The sequence below is a fragment of the Collinsella vaginalis genome (genome assembly GCF_900176655.1).
Taxonomy (GTDB): domain Bacteria; phylum Actinomycetota; class Coriobacteriia; order Coriobacteriales; family Coriobacteriaceae; genus Collinsella; species Collinsella vaginalis.
The window spans coordinates 1-18,761 of sequence record NZ_LT838845.1; the positions used below are offsets into that span (position 1 = coordinate 1).

Consider the following 18,761-nt stretch of genomic DNA (forward strand, 5'->3'; position numbering starts at 1 on the left):
CGGCGCCGGAGGCGGGAAGGGCGTCCCAGCCGATGCCGCCTCCCGTCTCTTGCGCCCCCATTGTCGCGCTCTCTTCCGCAGCGGGCGCCTCGTGCACCCCGTACGGGTTCCTCTCGGGCTGCGGCAGGACGGCAAGCGCCGCCAGCGCCAGCAACGCGACGGCGACGGCGAGCGCCGTGGCGGCTTTCCCTTTGTTCATGTCCTCCCCCGTTCGCAGGGGAGGCCCCGGGCAAGCGCCCAGGGCCTCACAGATGAGCAGATATCTTTTAAATATGCAAGTGAAGCAGATATGCTGAAATGTTGCACTCTTTAATAAAAGAGCAAAACAGTGGCGTTAAAAAAAGCCGACTTAAAAGGAAATATGAGAGTAAAAATATCTATAAAGGGTAAGCTTTGGTCTCTTACCATAGGTGTTGCATTTGATTTGACAATTCGTCAATAAAAAAACTGGCCCTAGTAGTTAGTTTTATTGCTAACTACTAGGGCCAGTTTCTAAAAGATTTATTTTATAAGATATCTAGTACTTTTTCTAGTATTAGGGTTATGGATGTGATTGATATAAAGCACACTCCTCCTAAGGCTAGTGGCTTAGCTCCTGATTTTAATAGCTTTACTATATCACTATTAAAACCAATAGCTGACATTGCCATTACAATAAAAAATTTGGATAAGTCCTTAAAGGGTTTGAAAAATTCAATATTTACTCCTTTGGCTAGGGCTATGGTTGTAATCAAACTTGCAAGGATGAAGTAGATTATAAAGAATGGGAAGATTTGTATTATGGATATTTTTTTATTAGCTTCTTGTTCAGCATTTCTCATTCTAATGAAGGCTAGTCCTAAGCATATTGGAATTATTGCTAGGGTTCTAGTCAATTTTACTGTTACAGCCTTGTCAAGTGTCTGGCTACCTAGATTAAATAGTGTATCCCATGTTGATGCGCATGCTGTAACTGATGATGTATCATTAACAGCAGATCCTGCAAATATACCAAAGGCATGACCATCGATAGTAGAAAATCCAATCATACGACCTAGGCTTGGAAATAAAATAGCAGCTAAGATATTAAAAAAGAATATAACAGATATGGCTTGGGCTATCTCATCTTCATCTGCATCTATAACTGGAGCGGCAGCTGCAATTGCAGAGCCTCCACAAATTGATGATCCAACACCAACAAGTGTTGCAATATTTCCTTTTATAAGTCCAGACTTGTAGGCTAGGTATGCGATTATAAGTGATGTTGATATGGTAGATAGAATGATTGGAAGAGATTGTTTACCAGTTTTTAAAACAATTCCAAGATCAAGTCCAAACCCAAGGAGGATTACAGCATATTGAAGGATTTTCTTTGATGTAAATCTCACACCACCCATATAAGGTTTTTTGTCTTTTATAATTTGACCTAGGACCATTCCAATTAGAATACCAAAGACTGCTGGGCCTACTAGTGGGATTTTTTTGCCGATTATCTGGGATATTATTGCAATTATAAGGCAGAGAATAATCCCTTTTATATTTTTTTCTATAGATTTTATCATATATTCTCCTTTCGTTTTTTTATCATATAATAAATAAATATAATGTAAAATTATAATTATTTACTATATGATAAAAATTTATTATGATAAATGTGGAGGATACTATGTTAGATTTTAGGATAGAAAGTTTTTTGGAAGTATGTAAATATATGAATTTTACAAGGGCTGCTGAAAGCCTTAATATAACACAGCCAGCCATATCTACTCATATTAAATATCTCGAAAACTATTATAATTGTAAACTTTTTTATAGAAGTAAGAGGAATTTGTGTCTAACAGATGAAGGCAAGATTCTAAAATCTGCTTTGCTTTCTATGTCAAATGATCAAGATAAGTTGAAGGTTATATTAGCTGAGAAAAAAACTAAAAGTGAAAAAATTTCCTTGGGTTTTACTAGATCGGTCGGAGAATATCTAATATTGGATAAGCTTATAGCCTTGATTAAAGAAAAAACTTCTTGTGATTTCCAAATTTATTATGAAAATACGGACGAGATTTTAAGTGATATTGATAGTGGGAGGATAGACTTTGCCATTATAGAGGGATTTATAAGATCTAGTGATTATTTTATTAAACAATACAAAAGCGATAGGATTGTTTGCATCAGCCACAAGTACCACAAGTTTAAAAAACAAGTAAAAAAGTTAACAGACTTATTAGATGAAAGAATTATTATTAGAGAAGACGGATCTGGTACCTTAGCTATATTAAAAAATTTTCTAAGCATGGACAATATTGATACGAAAGATTTTGCAAATATCATAGAAATAAATAATATGCGCTCCATAGTAGAAATGCTCAAGTCGGATTGTGGCATAAGTTTTATTTTTGAATCTTGTGTAAAAAAAGAACTAGAAGAAGGTGTTCTCATGGTTGTGGACCTAGAAGATTTCAATCTAGTTCATGATATATCCCTTGTTGCCAGAAAAAATTCAATATTTACTGATTTGTATTTGCAAATAGCTGAAGTTTTTTATTAGAAAAAATTTCATAGTAATAGGTTAGGCTAAGATTGGTAAAGAAAAATATAGTTTTATAAAAGCAAAAAAACTGGCTAATTCCTAGTTATAAGGTGTTTTATATTAGGTGATTTTTTAGCAATATAATAAACTTAGATATAAGAACAAAGTCTGATTTTAAAATAGAAAAATTTTGAATGGTTTGGGATATATCGGACGTTTGGAAAAGAAGAGTGGGAATAACGGAAAGGCGATATCGCAAAGCCACCTGCTACTATTCACTGCAACGCAGAGCGAAGCACAGCGTTTCAATGCATGCCACGCCACCTGCAACAACTCCCGAGCGCGGAAACGCGGATTTCCGGCTGATTCGCAATTATTCCCCAAGTGGCTTGCTCAGGCGCCGAATTCAGCCTTCCAGGCGTCGAGCTCCTCTGGGGTGACTTCCCCCCGCCTTCACCGAATCAAGCATTTCCTTCCACGCCCTGATTGCGATGTCGAGCTTGGGTGACTTCTTCGCAGAAGCATCGAAGCCGAGCACCATCGTCCCGTCGAACTCCATCGGCGTAAGCCCGAGCTCCTCGTTCAGCCTGAAAAGCAGTTCCAGAGTCTGCCTGCTGGATTCTAGGGGCACTTCCCTTAGCGCCTCGGGGGAGATGGACAGGGCGGCGGAGGTGGCCGACAGGTTCGGCGTCTGCCGCTCGAAGGCCTACGGAATCATCCGGGAGCTCAACGAGGTGATGGAGACGCGCGGCTGCAAGGTGATTGCCGGCCGTGTGAGCAACGAGATCTTCGAGGAGATCTACTTCAACCCGAAGGGAGGTGCGCGCCATGATTGCTGACATGGAGCGGGGGTAATCGACTCAGCTCGATGCGCTAATGAAGTCAGCCGAGAAGAGCGGCTATCTTGTCCAGTTGTATTTCGATTTCATGGAACTCACGTCCTAAGTCGAGCGTGTAACAGTAGAGGTCCATGCCGACTTCCTGCCAATGCTCGCTTCTCTCTTCATCGCGATCGGTCAACGCGTACAGGAGCATGCCCTCGACCTCCTTCGAGTTGTCGAACTGCTCATGCGCCACGTACGACTCGATTTGGTTGAGGTGCGCCGGGGACAGGATCTCGTTTCCGAAGGCGTTGGTCTTCAGGATGCGGCTGTAGCATTTCGTGTCGATGATCAGCGTCCTCGTTGACGATGAGAGCGTGATGTTCGTTTGCAGCCTCGGGAGGTACCCGGGGGCGCCGTCGGAAGCCTGTCTCGGGATTTCCTTGGCGGACGCGTGCAGGTTTCGGTGGTGCCGCCGGAAGTACTCGAGCACGAACTTTTCATAGAGGGCGTGCAGCTCCTGATTGTCCACAAAGCTGGCGAAGTGGACGTCGCCCGAATCCTGCGTGGCGAGCTGGCGGCTGATAATCATGCAGCACACGCCCATCAGCAGCTCGTATGACCTGTTGTTCCGATGAAAGCGTAGGGACTCCACTCGATGCAAACTGGCTCGCCATTACCGCGCTTCTCATAGTGCGAGCCATCAGAAACACCTGAAGGCGATCTTGGACTGATAGGTGCCGTGTCGAATGATGGTCGAAGCGATTCCCACATCAGATATGTATAATGGTATGAAATTACCTTCTTGGGAAGGATGGATATGCGCCGCTCCGACGACCTCATCGCGAATCTGGAATATGCTCAGTCTCTGATGAGGGACTACTCGCAGTGCATCCGGAAGATTAAAGAGTGCAAGTACGTCCCTATTTGGGAAAAACTGCCGGAGCTTCCAACGCGTCCCCGTCTCCTGAGCGCTGCAGAAGCACCGTTCGATTCGGATATCATGTTCGACTTTGCACCCATGTTAGCATTCTCCTCCCAAACAGAACGCACGATTGAAAGCATGGCTCGAGAGGAGCTCGAGTATTGTATTGCGGGCCTCGTCTATAAGGAGCTCGAGCAAAAGTGGTCCGGTGCATTATACAAATCGAACCACTCCGGCTACTTCAAAATGAGATTCCACGAACGAGAAGCCGAGCGATTCAAGGCTCAATTGGATGCGTTGAACAGATCGTTCGATCGGAGATCCAGAATTTTTGGATTGAACCGCTTCAACCTTCCCCTTGAGGGACGGTACTCTTGGACGATTGCCACACCATCTACGGGCCAAAGCGGTGCCGCCAAACCCCGATTCGTCCTTTCGATCGACGCCGACTTGCTGCAAGAGCAATGCGATAGATACATCGCCCTTAAAACTAAAAAGGCGAAGGAGCGCAACGAAAAAAACTTGGCTGAGTATCGGGAAAGATACGCCGAGATCGAGAAACGCAGAAAAGATTATAGGGATCACAATGAAAAAGCCGAACGGAGCAACCAAGAGACCCGTCGAATAGTGAGCGAGCAGGTCGACGAGATGCACAGGATATACGAAACGTATCTGAGCAGCGTAGACCCCTGGTATCCGCGCGATTATTGCAGCCTTGAAGCAGTAGGGGCGTTCATCAGAATAGCCCGCAATCTATCCTCTATCGACCTGGACGGTTGTATCGACCGTTATGAAGAAGAGTTGCGCCACAGGGAGACCATGCAGGCATTCGGCGTCATGGGAAACAAGATTGACCGGCTGACTAACGAAGTCGCTTTAACCCGACAAGCCGTCATGTCCATGGAAATGAAGCTCGATTACATTCGCGGCAGCATTATGGGTATCGAATCGAGTGCGCGGGAGTCCGTCAAGCTTTCGAGCAGGCAGCTTCATCAGGCAGAGGAAGCTTTCCAGCTGCAGCAAGCGGGTAATATTTTGCTGTGCGACATCGCCAATGTGCAGTGGATCAACACGTTCTTGATGAATAGATAAACCAGTTTGATAGAGATTCCAAGCGAGTCGATAACGGCATCGGATTCGCTTGCGTCATGGATGATCATCCTATCCGCCCAAGCGCCCACCCGACAGAATCGTCGCCAAACAAAGAATCAGGTGGGCGCCCGGGTACATTCTTTGTTGGCTGAAACCATCATAGCAGCTAGCGGAAGGTATCATCGAAGGAGTGCGCTAGAAAGCACTCGTCTCCTTAACTGTTAAATTTCAAATTAGATTATCGTTCTCAATTAGTGTCCGCTCGATGCTGATTCGAGAATCGAGGCCGATTTTTAAGCTACCCGCTATTACTCCCGCTGGGATTTCGGGGAATAATCAAGTCCGAGAAGCGCGCTTTCCCAGCAAAGGTGCAATTATGCTTTTTCGTCCGAATCAACGGTTGATTCGGGAATGATTCGGAAGAGGTAACACGGGGCGAACGAGATGGCACGACTTGGAATCAGGTGGAACCATGACGACAACCGCAACAATCGATTGGGAGTAGGCCGATAGGGTTTACGGTTCGCGACAGAAGGTAGCGAATAGCAACATAAGTGCAGGTAGAAAAGGGTGTCTTCGTGACTTTGAGGACACCCTTTTCTACGGTTTAAAACGCTTCGAGCGGGATAATTTGTACATGATTTTGGTGCAAAACAGAATAGTCGCGGGTTGTTTTTGGCAAAAATGAGCGCCCTCTGAGCCGTTGAGTGGACTGGAGGTGCTCGGGTCAGACACGGGATGAGTGGGGCTCCGGCATCCGCAGGGATGCTGGAGCCGTGGAGTTGCTACAGAGCCTAGACGCGTGAGGTTTCGAGGTCTTCCACCTCGAAGCTGCCGTCGTTGATCTCGGCGAGCCGGGCGTTGAGTCTGCCCAAAAGATCGAGCATCTTCTGCCTGTCGACCCTCTCCTGTTCCTCGTTGAACCAGCAGGCCTGGTCGCGGGAATCAAACTCGTAGTAGGAAGAATAGAGATTCGTGATTTCGAAGTTGACTTTGCGAAGAATCTCGTCGTTATCTACGACCGCTATGCCCGTGCGGGGCTTGCCCGTTTCCACGTCGCTCGTCCAGATGGGGCCCTGAAGATAATCGAGCATCAACTTTACTGTTCTCATTGATGCTCTCCTTACTAGTCGTCCGGGTACGCGGTAACGAGGAAGCCGTTTGTCCCGATGGCAGCCAAGACTACATGTTTGCCATTGTATTCGTATTTCCGCTCGAACCCATGCGGTTGCCGCGTTTGACGGTCTTGTTTGAGACGATGCGCCCATCGCGTATGACGTTCCTCAGCGTTTTGGGCACGTCGCCTTCGCTCACGCCGAGGTGCTTGGCGAGCTGGGCGATGTGCCCTCGTGCTTTCAAGTGATCGAAGCCGGCAATCTTGGTGCCTTTTTCGAGCCAGATGACCTGACCCGTCGCATCGCGAGCAGTAAACACGACGCCTTCACGTGTGAACTTCGCTCCTCCAGCCTCTATCTCCGCGATGTGCAGCGGATCGATGAGAGGCGCGTTGTCGGCCTCCGCTTTAAATTTCGCCTCGTTCTCGGCGACCCTGGCGGCGTACTCGTTCTGCTCGAGTGCGCACTGGAGCGAGCCTGAGGTGCCACGGGCGTAGCCTGAGCTGCTAGCGCGTATCGTCCTCACCGCCTTCAGATTGGCTTACCAACGCTAGCGAAAATCGCCGTAGCTCTTGATACTTCAATCGATCGCTTGTACTTCGGGACTCCCAGCGAAGCGTTTATGAATGAGACTGAAGACTTCGGCGAGACCGTGGTCAATTGCTTCAAGAAGCTGTACGAGCTTGGGGTTGTCAGCTCCGTAAGTCAGACGCCGAGGCCACGGCATTTGCGGAGCGTATCGAGGGGCTTGTGCGCAGGTGCGGAGGGGCTACGATAGTGCGAGGCGGCGGATACGGTGAATCGCCGGAGGGCGAACCGACAATGCCCCGATGCCATATACTCGCCTTCAAGATGGAAGCGCCCCCATTTACGCGGAATGGTTGAGGCCGCGAGTCTGGTCGTATCGGAGTCTGGGGTCGTGTTCGAGGCTGAATTGACCTACTACCTGCATATGAGCAGCAAAATGCGGCTTAACGAGACGGAAAACGGCGCTACATGCGATTAGGCTGGTAGCACGCAACGCCGATAGCATCACCAAAGAACAAAAAAAGTATCTCATCAACGCCCTTATCGGCGACTAGGAGGAATTCTTGTACCTAAGCCCTTCCAGATATGAGGAATTGAACCGCGAGGTCGCCGACCTCATGGAGACGTATGGCGTTGGCAGGTACCCCCTTGACGTCTTCGCCTTAGCTGGCCGGATGGGGGTAGTGTTGAGATCATACTCGTCCATTCCCCTTGCAAAGCGACAAGCGTTCCTTCACGCCTCGAAGGATGCGTTCACCATCGTTCCTGGTGAATACGAGGTGGACACGACGTTCATCTGCTACAACCAGAATGCCAACAAAGGCAGGATGAAGCAAAGCATCGCCCATGAGATCGCTCACATTTGGCTTGAGCACCCAAGTGATGACGAACCCTATGAAACCGAGGCGGAGTACTTTGACGCGTACATGCTCGCACCCATCCCCATCATCATCAAATTAAAATTGGCAAGCGTTCACGAAGTGCGGAATTGCTTCCAGATCAGCTGCGAAGCCGCCCGGATAGCTCTCGAGCGTGCGAACAACAGATGCCGATGCGGCAAAACCGGCTTCGAATACGAATACGAGATCATCGGCATGTACGACCAGAGGGGGTGGTTGCCTTGAGAGTTATTAAAAAATATGTAGCCGCCAAGAATAATCGAGGCGGCTACCGGTGTGATGCGCGAAACATCACGGTGGCACTTGAAAGTATCGCACATCATGCCTTTCAACCATTTGAATTTCATGCCAAAAAATGTTGAAAGGGCACGATTTTTTGAACTATGAATCCTATCGGACTTCGATGAGATCGGATTTCATCGAAGGTATGAAGCCTGCGGGCCAGTGGGAGTTCCCCACTATCTATAGGACTAATGCTTGTCCGAGTTCGCTCATACCGTTTGACAAAGCCGTGCCAAGCAAGGACCACAGCGGCTGGGTTCACTTCTTCATTCATGATTCTCGGTTTACACGGCTGCTGAATAACCCTTGGCGCTATCTGCCAATACTTGCGAAGTTCGACGGCGTCCTTTCCCCCGACTACAGTGTCTTTTGGGATATCCACTCTACAGGCAGCTAAAAAGTATCGGTCAGAACCGCGAAATCGGTGCCTGGCTGCAGCGAAACGGAGTCCCTGTAATCCCGTGTGTGCGTTGGGTATGAAGGAAACATTCTCCTTCGCGTTCGACGGCATCGAGCCAGGAGGCACCATAGCCGTCGGCACCGCCGGCGCTATGAGGGATAAGGACGCCCGGAAAGTGTTCGAGTCGGGTTTCGAACCGATGCTGAGCGCCTTGACTCCGAAGCGGATAGTAGTTTACGGTTCCGCAAAGAGCCCGGTCTTTGCACTGGCGAAGGAACGCGGCATCGAGATTGTTCAATACGACACCGATACTGCTAAAGCATTCTCGAAGAAGGATGCGTAAATGGGCACCGGAAGTGGTGACATCGCCGCGCTCCGTGGCGGAAATAAGCTGGTCGACAATATTGCCGATCTAACATCAAAATTTCCTGTGACGTCCAAAGGCTATTTCGGCCATCCCGGCAAAGGCCGTAAACACACCCGGAATATCGAGTCAGCCAACCCTGCGCGGACTGCTGCCGAGTTCGCCAGCATAGCAAGTAGAGGTCAGGTAAGCGCGATACCGATCGAGGGGAAAGGGATGACGTACAGGATGAGAGACGGCAGCGTTGTCACGCATAGGTACGTATCCTCATCAAAAGATGGTTCCCCTGTCGTTGAACTGAAAGTCAAGAACGTCTCGGGAATAAAGTCGCAGAAGATACACTTTGTCAAGAAGAAGGGGAAGTGATGGACGTGGAGCATACAAGCAAGAGATTCAACCGCACGGAGGAGTCACTGCTGAAACAGATGAAGGGTTCTCGGCTGCTCACCATTGATGCGGTCTTGGCCGCCCCTCCCGACAACAGTTGGAACACAGTGAGGCTGCACTTCGCTGGCTTCGACGTCGACGTCAACAACCGACTTCACGAAATCGTCGTCGACGAGCTCGGCTCGCTGGAGGAGTTCGGACTGCTGTCCATCGCCAAGGCAACGAAGGACACCCTCGATATCCCCGAGGTGGGAACCGACACCACCGTTTTCGAAATCAACGAGGTGGTCAACGGAGTCTCCGTCATCAACGATATCGCGGAGGTCTACGGCGATGGGACGCTCGTCGCGAAATTGGAATACCCACAGGCGATCGCCCTTCGCACGAAATCCGGCTTCATAATGCTCGACAAGGAGGTCTGGTTCTCCGAGATGATCGTCATCAAGCGGGGAAAAAGCATCGATGAACTCCTCTACGACGAATCAGTCAATTGGGAGGACGACCTCGAAGAGGATCCGACGACCCATTTCAAGTTCCGTACAGAAATCCAACCGCTGTAGTCCCCGAACGCCTCCGCTGGTTCACGCTGCCCCAGTGGAGGCGTCTCCAACTCATGTCCAAGCACTTTAACGCTTTCGCGATACCGCAATACAACAGGGAGAAGAATGTGGCTGAAGAATATAACTCGGTCCACGCATTTGTACCGGTGACTCTTGCGATGTGGTCAGCTTCGTCCCCGACGAATCGCATTTTCTCAGCTCAGAAGCATTATTCTCCTATGGGAAATCTATACTCTCGTATTGGAGCACCCCGGGCTCCATTTCCGCTGGCATCGGGCATGTAGTCAGTTGCACGCAACCAAATGCCGTTTCCGCAGCTCAAAGGCTCTATTCTCGTATCGCTCGAAAATACTCTCCCGAAGTGACTACATTCCGTGTAGTCACCCCTGACTACACGGTGACTACACGGTTTTCGCGATGGAAGAATAAATATAAATGCAGGTCAGATGCCATGCTGACTACATGGAAACGGCCTATGCAACGATTGAGTGGGAGTAGGCTTCGGGTGATTTCCCGCTTTTGCATGTAGTGTTTTTTCATGTGACTGGCGGCTACCACCTCTTGCACGGTTTTGGACAAACCGTACGGCGTCGATGGACAGGGCCGCAGGGGTTGCGACGCCTCCCCGTAGAACCTGCGCGGCGTTCTGCAGAGGCAAGGGGCCTTCCGGAAGAGGAAAGGACGGCGGCGATGTTCGCCTTGCACCCATTCATGTCGATTCCACCTACCGTTTCCGGCCTCTCTTGACCGGTCGAATCAGCAGGAGCGAGCGGCCCTCCACTGGACCGCGAGATTGGCGATGAGATGGATGTGATTGTACGGGTGGATGCCATTAACGTGCAAAAGTTGCTAACATAGTACCGAAACCCATGTATTTCATTTGGGTTGCATGGTAATATCTGCAACATGAAGTTCACTAAGTACATATCGAAGCACCAAGCGTTCACAACAGGCGCTCTCATGGCCGCGATGGACTCGCCGGTCGCTGCCGAGCAGCAGCTGCGCGAGGCCGTGCGGCGCGGTTCTGTCGAGAGGGTGCGGCGCGGGCTTCTCGTGTCCAACCACGGGCGCTTCGAGGGAGCTGGCGTGGACCCCTACGACGTTGTCGCCGCAGCCGACTCGGGCGCCGTGCTCTCGTACCATTCCGCCCTTGAGGCACACGGCGTCGCGCACAACGTCGGCTTCGAGTGCCAGTTCAGGTCGGACGCCGTGAGGAAGCCTTTCGAGTTCCGCGGCATCCGCTACGTCCCCTGCGGGCCCGTCGGCGATGCGCGCTCGGCGCTCATCCGCGGAAAATCGTCACGCAGGCGTGCGGCCACCCGCGAGCAGACGATTGTCGACTGCCTCTGCTCCCCGCAGAGGTCCGGGGGCGCTGAGGAGGCCGTGAGGGGCGTCAGCGCCTTCGCCTACATCGACGCCGATGCGCTGTTCGGAATAGTTTCCGCCGCCGGCCCGTCTGCGGCCGCCCGCGTCGGCTGGCTCCTCACCGAGAAGGCAGCCGATTGGCACGTCGCGCCGGAGTGCCTGCAAGCCCTCAAGGACATGATCGGCTCCGGGCCCTACCGCCTCGGTTCTGCCGGTGGCGGCCCGACCGGGTTCTCGGCCGAGTGGAGGCTTATCCTCCCCGACGCCGATGAGGAGACGTCTTCATGGATCACGCGTTCGTGAACCGCTTTCCGCCCCAGACGGTCGAGAAGGTGGAGCGCCTGCTCGACCTTCTCGCAGAGTTCGGTGAGCACCCCTCGCTCAAAGGAAAGCTCGCCTTGCATGGCGGCGCGGCCATCAACCTTTTTATGCTCGACATGCCGAGGCTTTCGGTTGACATCGACGTGTCCTACGTCGGCGCGGTCGGCCGGGATGAGATGCTCGCCGACAGGCCGGTCGTGGAACGCTCGATCGAGGAGGTCGCGCAGTCGCAGGGATACGCCGTGTCGGGCGGCGATGGCGGGCATGCCGGCCGGACCTTCGTACTCGGCTACAGCTCCGCTTGGGGCCCGGACAGCGTCAAGGTCGACTGCATATACATGAACCGGTCGCCGCTGCTGCCGATAGAACCCAGGGAGACACCCCTCCGCCCCGGTGTCGAGGTCGCCGTTTCCGCCAAACGCCGAAGCAGGCGGGTCTGCCAAGGGATGGACGTAGTAAGTAATACTCCCCATCACTGACCCGCGACTGCGGTCACTCCCCGAGGCTCTTGTGACTACTTCCCGAGGGAGGTTAGTACAGCGACAAAAACGATCGAAAGCGGTGGAGTCGCTTGCAGGTATTCATAGCGTGTTCTCCGCTGATGGCAAGTTGTGCTACCGCTTCCCCTCCATGCTAAGCCTGCGCTCAGTGTGCCTGCTTAGCCTTTTCTTCTGGTTGCGAACGCGCCCGCCATCGCCCCAACGAAGACCACGGGGGCAAGCCTGACGAAAACGAACTCGAAGCCATGCGGGAAGGTGCCAACAACCGCCATCTCAGGATCGGAGAAGCCCCAATCCAGATAGGGGCTTCCCCAGAGGGACAGGGCGACGAGCGCAAGGATGACGATCGCGCCCAGGGCCACGAAGGACCAGTGCAGGGCCCTCCTCCTGGACTCCTTCGCCCGTGCCAGCCGCAAGTTGATAACCTCGAGTCTTTCCGAAATCGCCTTGACGCCGTCAGGGGCCTCCTCAACGACGGCTTCGCCAAGCAGGGCGCTCACGGGAGTTTCAAGTGTTTCCGAGAGGGCGATGAGCATGTCGGCATCGGGCACCGACCTGCCCTGCTCCCACTTGGATACGGTTTGACGGACGACGTTCAGCCTGATGGCGAGCTCTTCCTGGGAAAGGCCCTTTGCCTTCCTGAGAGCCTTGATGTTCTCGTTCAACATACGAACGACCTCCTTTCCAGCTGTTCGCCGCCCTTTTTATATTCCGCACACCCCCGTTGCCGCAAGCAACGGGTCTTAACATGAGTGCATGCAACCGCATTACCAGTATCCGCACGGCCTCGCCCGGGAGCATCCCGATGCGAGGATCCACCGGGCCTCTCCCGATCTCTACGAGCGCGGCATCGTCGAGGCGAAGTCCCCGGGAGGGGGCACCGTGAAGGCGTATTGCGCCGATCGTGCGGTGGCCGACCTCATTTTCCAGAGGGCCTCCGAGGGGGGGCGGACCCCCAGCTCGTCCGCGACGCGGTCGCGGGTTATTTCAAACGGAAAGACGCCGACCTGTCCGAACTCGCCCAAAGGGCCACCATGGACATGGACACGACGGTGATCGGTATGATGCCTGCCTCGTGCTCGCATATGTCCTCGCCGGTGCCCGGGTGCACGAGGGCAAGGTGCGCGAGCCCGTGCGCGACGGTGGAGCGGATGCGTTCCCGGTCCTGGCGGTCGTTGAGAAAATGACGGTCCTGGCGGGGTTGAAGTCGGGAGGGTAGGGGCCAGGCCCGATTTTGCCTCCTGACAATGTCCTGCTCGTAGTAAAAAGGGAGGGCCCTTGGGGCCCTCCCGGTCTTGCTTTTCTGTGGCGCTCGAGCCGTGTGGCGCCGGGTGCCTTGAGCCTATCTGGTGCGCTTTGAGCTAAGGCGACGCCCCAGGAAGAGCGCACCCAGCGCGGCGGTGAGCGCTAATCCTGCCAGACCGCAGGTGCTGGTGGTATCGCCCGTCTTGGGGAGGGGCGACTTCTCAGACTTCTTGGGCTGCTCAGGCGTGCCGGGCTCGGGAGGATTGCCCGGCTTGGTATTGGTGATGGTAAAGCCCGCCCCCTGGTTGCCGGCGATGGTGGATTCGTACCCTTCGATGGCGATCTCGTCCACCGTATAGACCACGGGGTTTCCGTCCTCATCGAGCACCGGGAGCTGCTCGAAGCTTCCCGTCCATCCGTGCTCGGCATCCAAAACAAGCGTCTTATCCGTGGGTTGGCCATTGCGAATCAGGGTGATGGTGATAGAGGAGGGGCGCTCTGCAGGGGTGTCGTTTTGCCACTGCTTGGTGACGGCGATGGTGGTCGTCTTGACCTTCTTGTTCTTCACCAGCAGCGGACTTTCGAAGCTCCCCGTGCCTTCGGCGTCATTGGGCGCCTTCGTCACCTTGACGTCGTTGCCGGTCACCTCAAGCTGCAGCGGCTCCTTGAGCTTGAGGTACCCATCGGGAGCCGTCGTTTCGGTCACGGTGGTGGTGCCCTCGGCAAGTTTGATTACATAGAGCACGCCGTTGGCATCGCTCAACGAGGTGACGGTTTGTCCGGTGTTATCGGTGTACTGGAAGACGGCCCCTGCGAGCGGGTTGCCCTGCTCATCGACCTTCTTGATGACGGCGTAGGGATAATTCTGAATGGTGGCGAAGGCGGCGTATTTCTGTGTCTTCAGTTCCGCATGGCCGCTGGCTCCGGGCTTCTCCTGCTCGGCGCTGAGCTCGACGTGGTTGTTAATTACATCGGCGGTCAAATCGACCGGCTTGAGGATGGTCGCATACTCGAATCGGTAGGCATAGGGCAGCGTACCCTCGGGCGTCTCGGGCAGCGTGAAGGTGATGGCATGCTCGTGCACGTCATAGCGAAGCCCAACCTCGCCGTCTTGCGGGGTGCCGGTCACCACGGTGACCGGGGTGTAGTTTTCATACTCGCCACTTGCGGCCAGCTTGTTGGATCGCTGAATGGTGAAATTCTCCAAGACGGCATTGCCCTTTTCGTCAATGGGAATGCCGATGTTCTTGTCCAGCGTGTCCTTAAGCACCACATCGTGAAGCGTGATGTCGAACGGCTTGTAATCGAAGCTCCACGCAAGGCGGTCTCCCACCACCTTTGGCGCCTGCTTGGAAAGCATGGTGGAGGTGACCGAGGCAGAGCCTGTTGCCGAGGCGAGCTTTTGGTCGCCTGCGGTGAGGGTTACGTTGTTTTTGAAGGTAACTTCCTCGCCCTGAGGCGTGCTCTTCATGAGCTTCTCAAAGACGTCTTCCGACACCTTGGCGCGTATGACGATGAAGTAGGGCGTTCCGTCGTACTGCTTGAACGTCCAGGCCATGTTCGCCTTGTCGAACGTAAGCTTGGCCTGGTCAGGCGTCAGCTTCTTAATAGCCTTTCCTGGAGGCATGAACGAGGCAAACGGCGCACCGCCCGGGATAACGACGCCGCCGTAGTCGATGAAGCCAGGCGTGCCCGGCTCGGCCTGATAGAGGTAGTAGTCAGGCCCGCCATCCTCGACAGGCACCAGCGTGAGGCCGTCTTGCAGGGAGTCTTGAATCGTGAGCTTGGTGAAGTCGCCCGCAGGCTTGGTGCCTCCAAGCTGGGCGAGGTAATCGCTCAGGTTGAGCCCCTGTGGGTTCACGTCGATGCGAAAGAGGATGGTGCGGTCCTTGTGGTTGAAGGTCTTGGTGGGCTCCACCTCAGGTATCCCGGTGATGAAATCCCGCCACGAGCTCTTCCAGCCGTTCTTGCTGACATCGTCCATATTGTCAAGGTTAGCGTCATATTCCATGGCGAACTTGTCGAGGAGATTGCCCGGCAGTTCGTATCTGTCGACAGCGGAGAGGGTCTTGAGGGTCGCGCCGCTACCCACGGCGAGCACGGCGGTGTTCTTATACCTGAGTTCAAAGGACCCATTCAGTGTCTTTTGCAGATTCTCGACGATGTTTTGTGCCCGCGTGTTGAGGGTAAAGGTGTACTTCTTAATTTGCGAGAACCCGCTGATTTTGACGATTTCACCCACCTTGGTGCCGCTGGCATTCACGATGGGAAGCACCGTCTCGGAAAGCTGTGTGCCCGGCTGGCTTGCTGTGGCGCCCTCGTCCTTGTAGCTCAGCGAGCCCGGCACATACGCCTGATTGAAGTTGAAGAAGGTCTCGTTCCGCTCGCCTGCAATCAGCTTTTTCAGCAGGTCCTGGTCAAATGAGCCCTGCACCTGGAGGGCGTTCTTCTCTGCATTGAAGGCGTCTTCGCTTCCGTAATAGAAGCATTCATAGGCAAAGCGCTCGTCAGAAGGGAAGACGTTGGTGAAGTCCACCGTCACCGACCATGGCAGCAACCCCTGGTTTAGCACCGTGGGTTTATAGCTTTTCAGGGCGTGCTTTTCGATGGTTGCCAGACCACTGTAGACGGGCGGGTTCTTGGGATAGACCACCTCGGCGCAGGTGTGTATCTCGGCATCATTCTTGAGCGGTCCGATCTCAGTGTTTGCATCATATATCTGCTTGACGGTGATGCGGTACTGGCCACTGAGACTCTTGATGAAGAACCAACGGTTCTCGACGGGCTTGTACCCATCGTTTGCTTGTACTGGCTTGGTGGGCTCATGCCACCCGGCGCCGAGATTATAGAGTTCTGCGTTGTAGGCAGATAGGTCCGGACACTTCTTGTTTTCCCCCTCTGGGAACTTGGGAAATGATGTGGGGTCAGCGGGCGTCTGCACATCGGTTACTTGCGTCCAGCTGCCGTCTTTCCCGGTCATGCTGTGCTCATAGGTGACGTCCACGCGTTTGGGAGCCGCCTGGCCGTCAAGCGACCCACTGAGGATGTCCCCGACCCAGGCCGGTCCGTAGCTCTCATATGGGTTACCGGCAATGATGGTCCAGATGAGCTCACGCTCGCCGGTGTCCTTGTTGACGTCAATCTTTTGCAGGTTTTTCTTGAGTTCGAGCGGGTGATGCACGACAACCGTGGTCTTGCCCCGCTTTTCTTCGGTATTTGGAATCTTGAGAGTGGCCTCGTTGGTCACCGAGGTGGTGGTTGCAGGGTCGGGCACCTTGGTTTGAAAGCTAATCTTGGCGGTTGAACCTTGGAAGTCATTGGGGAAGACGTACGTCACGGTCTTGGTCGCTGCGTCATAGACCAGGGCATCGTTAACGGCCTGGTTATTCACGGTAAAGCTTCCCGCGACGTACTCGCCAACAGCCGAGAGGTCGTCGGTAAACGTCTCTCCGCCGAGGTTGGTGGCTCCGGCGCTGGACGTCTTTTTCACGGTGCTTGTCCAGGTGATGGACTCTTTGGTGGACGCATCGTCCAGGGCGCCCGCTTTAGTGAGGCTGTACTGGATCTTCTCTTCTACGGTGGGGAAGGGGTAGGTCTTATCGAGCACTTTGACGAACCGGTTGTTGCTGCCGGGCGTTTGCGAGGACTGTTCTGAAGCTTGGTAATGGCCGGTAAAGTGGACCGTGAGGTCCCTTCTGCCATCGCTTTCGAACTCAAACTGCCCGTTGGGGTCATGGAAGTTCATGCGAGCTGTGACAGGGCCGTCCCCATCCTGAGTGAGCGTGATGGTGCCAACCTGCTTGCCGTCATCAGGGCTGCCTGGCGCCTGCAGGTAGACGGGAACGGAGTTGCCGGACGCTTCGGTCGCTTTAAAGTTCTCACCCAAGCTGAATTCCGCGTAATCACCATCGTTGACCTGCTGGGATGCATCTCTGATGCCTCCTGCCGCAGGCGACCCAATCATAGTGTCTTTGATAATGGGGAAGCTGAAGGTGACCTCCACATCAAAGGGCTGTTTGGGGTCCACGGTGTCAGTGACCGGCTGACCGTTTTGCGAGACCACACCCTTCAACGTGGGGCTGATAAGTGCCGTTCTATCTTGAGAACCGGCAGCGCGTGCGTAGTTTGGCAGCACGATGGGCACTGCGCTCACGAGCAGTGTCATCATCACCATGGTGAGCATTGAGATGCGACGTTTGAGTTTCATTGCAGCTCCTTTTTCAGGCAAATGATAGGCGCATTGTAACAAAAATCGCATCTCTCGGTGCTGAGATGGGGGATGAGTACCTGCACTTATTCGGCGAGGGCAAAGATGATGGGAGCTATGAGACGCCCTGGGCGTCGCCGTTGGTGCGAGCGAACTATGACGCTATTTCCTACCTTGGAGTAGCTACGATGACTCTTATGCCAAATTTGCTCTGTGAGTCGTGATCTGGATTTTGCAAGGCGGATTCGCTCAAGCGATTTCGCCTGGCTTTTGGGCTTCGTGAAGCGAACCTTCGCTTGAGTTCTTGCCGCCGCAGCACAATCAACTTGCCAACGTATCAAACAACTTGCCAAACTTGTCAAAAGAAGTTAGCAAGTTGTGAGAGAGGCGGGCCCGAGGAACGGGTCCGCCTCACGTGGGATGAGAGCCTCTCGAACGTGCCCGCTGCCGTGGCCGTGCTCCATGCGGCAGGCCTCCTCGGCACCTTGGTGACGCTCGGTTTCGTGATGCCTGGGCGCTCGGCGATGTCGACGTTTCGGCACCATCCCCGCTCGGCGCGGACGACGAGGATGGCCTCAAGCTAGTCTTCGTATGACTCTCGGACGCGGGGACGGGCAACCCTCGTTAGCGCCCCGGCGATTTCCTACAGCGTCCATTGGGCGCTTTCCCGCTGCAGGCGGACCATGCGGGCAAACAGGCCGTCCCGCTCCATAAGCCCGGCCGGGGCGCCCTGCTCGGCAACGCGTCCGGAGTCGAGCACCACCACCTTGTCAGCATTCGCCACCGTGCGCATGCGATGGGCTATTACGATGACGGTCTTGCCAGCGAGCAGCCTCGAGAGCGCCTGTTGTATCTCCGTCTCGTTCTCCACGTCAAGCGACGCGGTCGCCTCGTCGAGCAAGACGATAGGCGCACCCTTGAGCAGCGCTCGCGCAATTGAAATCCGCTGGCGCTCTCCGCCGGAAAGGCGCGCTCCGTTCTCGCCGATCATCGTGGCGTAGCCCTGCGGCATGCGGGAGACGAACCCGTCGCAGTTGGCAGCCCGCGCTGCGGCGAGCACCTCCTCGTCGGATGCGCCGCGTCTGCCCAGGCGGATGTTGCCCATCACGGTGTCGTCGAACAGCACGACGTCCTGGAACACCATAGAAAAGTCCCCCAGCAGCACCTCGGGGTTGACCGTGGCCACGTCGACGCCGCCCACGGTCACGCGACCGGACGTTGCGTCCCAGAAGCGGCACGCGAGCTTC

At 53.9% G+C, this 18,761-nt stretch carries 18 protein-coding genes and 1 pseudogene; 11 read left to right on the plus strand and 8 right to left on the minus strand.

Annotation, left to right across the window (positions count from 1 at the left end; all coding sequences use genetic code 11):
* Positions 1 to 199: pseudogene (locus CAP13_RS08430) on the minus strand (class B sortase); the annotation flags it as partial.
* A gap of 307 nt (positions 200 to 506) precedes the next feature.
* Complete coding sequence (locus tag CAP13_RS08435; RefSeq protein WP_085831175.1) at positions 507 to 1,541, minus strand: YeiH family protein; 1,035 nt, start codon at positions 1,539 to 1,541, stop codon at positions 507 to 509.
* 92 nt (positions 1,542 to 1,633) lie between these two features.
* On the opposite strand from CAP13_RS08435, the gene CAP13_RS08440 reads away from it, so the two are divergent.
* Positions 1,634 to 2,521 (plus strand): LysR family transcriptional regulator, encoded by an 888-nt coding sequence (locus CAP13_RS08440; RefSeq protein WP_218775341.1) that lies wholly within the window; start codon positions 1,634 to 1,636, stop codon positions 2,519 to 2,521.
* A 473-nt stretch (positions 2,522 to 2,994) separates the two neighbouring features.
* Entirely contained in the window at positions 2,995 to 3,342 is a 348-nt protein-coding gene (locus CAP13_RS10120; RefSeq protein WP_218775342.1) for a hypothetical protein, read from the plus strand.
* A 43-nt stretch (positions 3,343 to 3,385) separates the two neighbouring features.
* Here CAP13_RS10120 and CAP13_RS08455 read toward each other — a convergent pair whose 3' ends face one another.
* A complete protein-coding gene (locus CAP13_RS08455; RefSeq protein ID WP_179185018.1) occupies positions 3,386 to 3,979 on the minus strand; it encodes a 5-methylcytosine restriction system specificity protein McrC in 594 nt (197 codons plus the stop codon).
* Between the two features lie 165 nt (positions 3,980 to 4,144).
* On the opposite strand from CAP13_RS08455, the gene CAP13_RS08460 reads away from it, so the two are divergent.
* On the plus strand, positions 4,145 to 5,341 hold the full coding sequence (locus CAP13_RS08460; RefSeq protein ID WP_085831180.1) for a hypothetical protein: 1,197 nt from the start codon (positions 4,145 to 4,147) through the stop codon (positions 5,339 to 5,341).
* 794 nt (positions 5,342 to 6,135) lie between these two features.
* Here CAP13_RS08460 and CAP13_RS08465 read toward each other — a convergent pair.
* On the minus strand, positions 6,136 to 6,453 hold the full coding sequence (locus CAP13_RS08465) for an RNA helicase (protein ID WP_085831181.1): 318 nt from the start codon (positions 6,451 to 6,453) through the stop codon (positions 6,136 to 6,138).
* A 70-nt stretch (positions 6,454 to 6,523) separates the two neighbouring features.
* Positions 6,524 to 6,982, minus strand: a complete 459-nt coding sequence (locus CAP13_RS08470) for a hypothetical protein (protein WP_085831182.1) — start codon at positions 6,980 to 6,982, stop codon at positions 6,524 to 6,526.
* Between the two features lie 565 nt (positions 6,983 to 7,547).
* Between CAP13_RS08470 and CAP13_RS08475 the strand changes: the two genes are divergently transcribed.
* From CAP13_RS08475 to CAP13_RS08505, 7 genes are all read left to right on the plus strand, one after another.
* The gene (locus CAP13_RS08475) at positions 7,548 to 8,108 is read left to right on the plus strand and encodes an ImmA/IrrE family metallo-endopeptidase (RefSeq protein WP_085831183.1); all 561 of its coding nucleotides are present in this window, start codon (positions 7,548 to 7,550) and stop codon (positions 8,106 to 8,108) included.
* 202 nt (positions 8,109 to 8,310) lie between these two features.
* Positions 8,311 to 8,562, plus strand: a complete 252-nt coding sequence (locus tag CAP13_RS10545; RefSeq protein ID WP_218775343.1) for a DUF4417 domain-containing protein — start codon at positions 8,311 to 8,313, stop codon at positions 8,560 to 8,562.
* A gap of 64 nt (positions 8,563 to 8,626) precedes the next feature.
* The gene (locus CAP13_RS10385) at positions 8,627 to 8,908 is read left to right on the plus strand and encodes a DUF4417 domain-containing protein (protein ID WP_483862415.1); all 282 of its coding nucleotides are present in this window, start codon (positions 8,627 to 8,629) and stop codon (positions 8,906 to 8,908) included.
* Positions 8,909 to 9,295 carry a hypothetical protein gene (locus tag CAP13_RS08490; protein ID WP_085831186.1) on the plus strand — a complete coding sequence of 129 codons (387 nt, stop codon included), beginning with the start codon at positions 8,909 to 8,911 and terminating at the stop codon, positions 9,293 to 9,295.
* Complete coding sequence (locus CAP13_RS08495) at positions 9,295 to 9,876, plus strand: hypothetical protein (RefSeq protein ID WP_085831187.1); 582 nt, start codon at positions 9,295 to 9,297, stop codon at positions 9,874 to 9,876. The genes CAP13_RS08490 and CAP13_RS08495 overlap by 1 nt, the downstream gene beginning before the upstream one ends.
* Positions 9,877 to 10,782: 906 nt before the next feature.
* Positions 10,783 to 11,544, plus strand: a complete 762-nt coding sequence (locus tag CAP13_RS08500) for a type IV toxin-antitoxin system AbiEi family antitoxin domain-containing protein (RefSeq protein ID WP_143764934.1) — start codon at positions 10,783 to 10,785, stop codon at positions 11,542 to 11,544.
* Positions 11,526 to 12,041, plus strand: coding sequence for a nucleotidyl transferase AbiEii/AbiGii toxin family protein (locus CAP13_RS08505; RefSeq protein ID WP_085831189.1), 516 nt, complete (start codon positions 11,526 to 11,528; stop codon positions 12,039 to 12,041). The genes CAP13_RS08500 and CAP13_RS08505 overlap by 19 nt, the downstream gene beginning before the upstream one ends.
* Before the next feature lie 179 nt (positions 12,042 to 12,220).
* On the opposite strand, the gene CAP13_RS08510 is transcribed toward CAP13_RS08505, so the two are convergent.
* Positions 12,221 to 12,730 (minus strand): helix-turn-helix domain-containing protein, encoded by a 510-nt coding sequence (locus tag CAP13_RS08510; RefSeq protein ID WP_085831190.1) that lies wholly within the window; start codon positions 12,728 to 12,730, stop codon positions 12,221 to 12,223.
* Between the two features lie 407 nt (positions 12,731 to 13,137).
* Here CAP13_RS08510 and CAP13_RS10010 point away from each other — a divergent pair, with 407 nt between their 5' ends.
* Entirely contained in the window at positions 13,138 to 13,281 is a 144-nt protein-coding gene (locus CAP13_RS10010) for a hypothetical protein (protein ID WP_179185020.1), read from the plus strand.
* Positions 13,282 to 13,404: 123 nt separating this feature from the next.
* Here the strand turns inward: CAP13_RS10010 and CAP13_RS08520 are convergent, their stop codons facing one another.
* Complete coding sequence (locus tag CAP13_RS08520) at positions 13,405 to 17,514, minus strand: Cna B-type domain-containing protein (RefSeq protein ID WP_179185021.1); 4,110 nt, start codon at positions 17,512 to 17,514, stop codon at positions 13,405 to 13,407.
* 643 nt (positions 17,515 to 18,157) lie between these two features.
* Positions 18,158 to 18,761 (minus strand): ABC transporter ATP-binding protein (locus CAP13_RS08525; RefSeq protein WP_143764935.1); only part of this gene is annotated, 604 nt, incomplete at its 5' end.

Excerpts from the sequence above, each read along its gene's own strand:
- CAP13_RS08435 (WP_085831175.1), bottom strand. The coding sequence starts at position 1,541 with ATGATAAAATCTATAGAAAAAAATATAAAAGGGATTATTCTCTGCCTT.
- CAP13_RS10120 (WP_218775342.1), top strand. The coding sequence starts at position 2,995 with ATGTCGAGCTTGGGTGACTTCTTCGCAGAAGCATCGAAGCCGAGCACC.
- CAP13_RS08460 (WP_085831180.1), top strand. The coding sequence starts at position 4,145 with ATGCGCCGCTCCGACGACCTCATCGCGAATCTGGAATATGCTCAGTCT.
- CAP13_RS08465 (WP_085831181.1), bottom strand. The coding sequence starts at position 6,453 with ATGAGAACAGTAAAGTTGATGCTCGATTATCTTCAGGGCCCCATCTGG.
- CAP13_RS10545 (WP_218775343.1), top strand. The coding sequence starts at position 8,311 with ATGAAGCCTGCGGGCCAGTGGGAGTTCCCCACTATCTATAGGACTAAT.
- CAP13_RS08490 (WP_085831186.1), top strand. The coding sequence starts at position 8,909 with ATGGGCACCGGAAGTGGTGACATCGCCGCGCTCCGTGGCGGAAATAAG.
- CAP13_RS08495 (WP_085831187.1), top strand. The coding sequence starts at position 9,295 with ATGGACGTGGAGCATACAAGCAAGAGATTCAACCGCACGGAGGAGTCA.
- CAP13_RS08500 (WP_143764934.1), top strand. The coding sequence starts at position 10,783 with ATGAAGTTCACTAAGTACATATCGAAGCACCAAGCGTTCACAACAGGC.
- CAP13_RS08505 (WP_085831189.1), top strand. The coding sequence starts at position 11,526 with ATGGATCACGCGTTCGTGAACCGCTTTCCGCCCCAGACGGTCGAGAAG.
- CAP13_RS08510 (WP_085831190.1), bottom strand. The coding sequence starts at position 12,730 with ATGTTGAACGAGAACATCAAGGCTCTCAGGAAGGCAAAGGGCCTTTCC.
- CAP13_RS08520 (WP_179185021.1), bottom strand. The coding sequence starts at position 17,514 with ATGAAACTCAAACGTCGCATCTCAATGCTCACCATGGTGATGATGACA.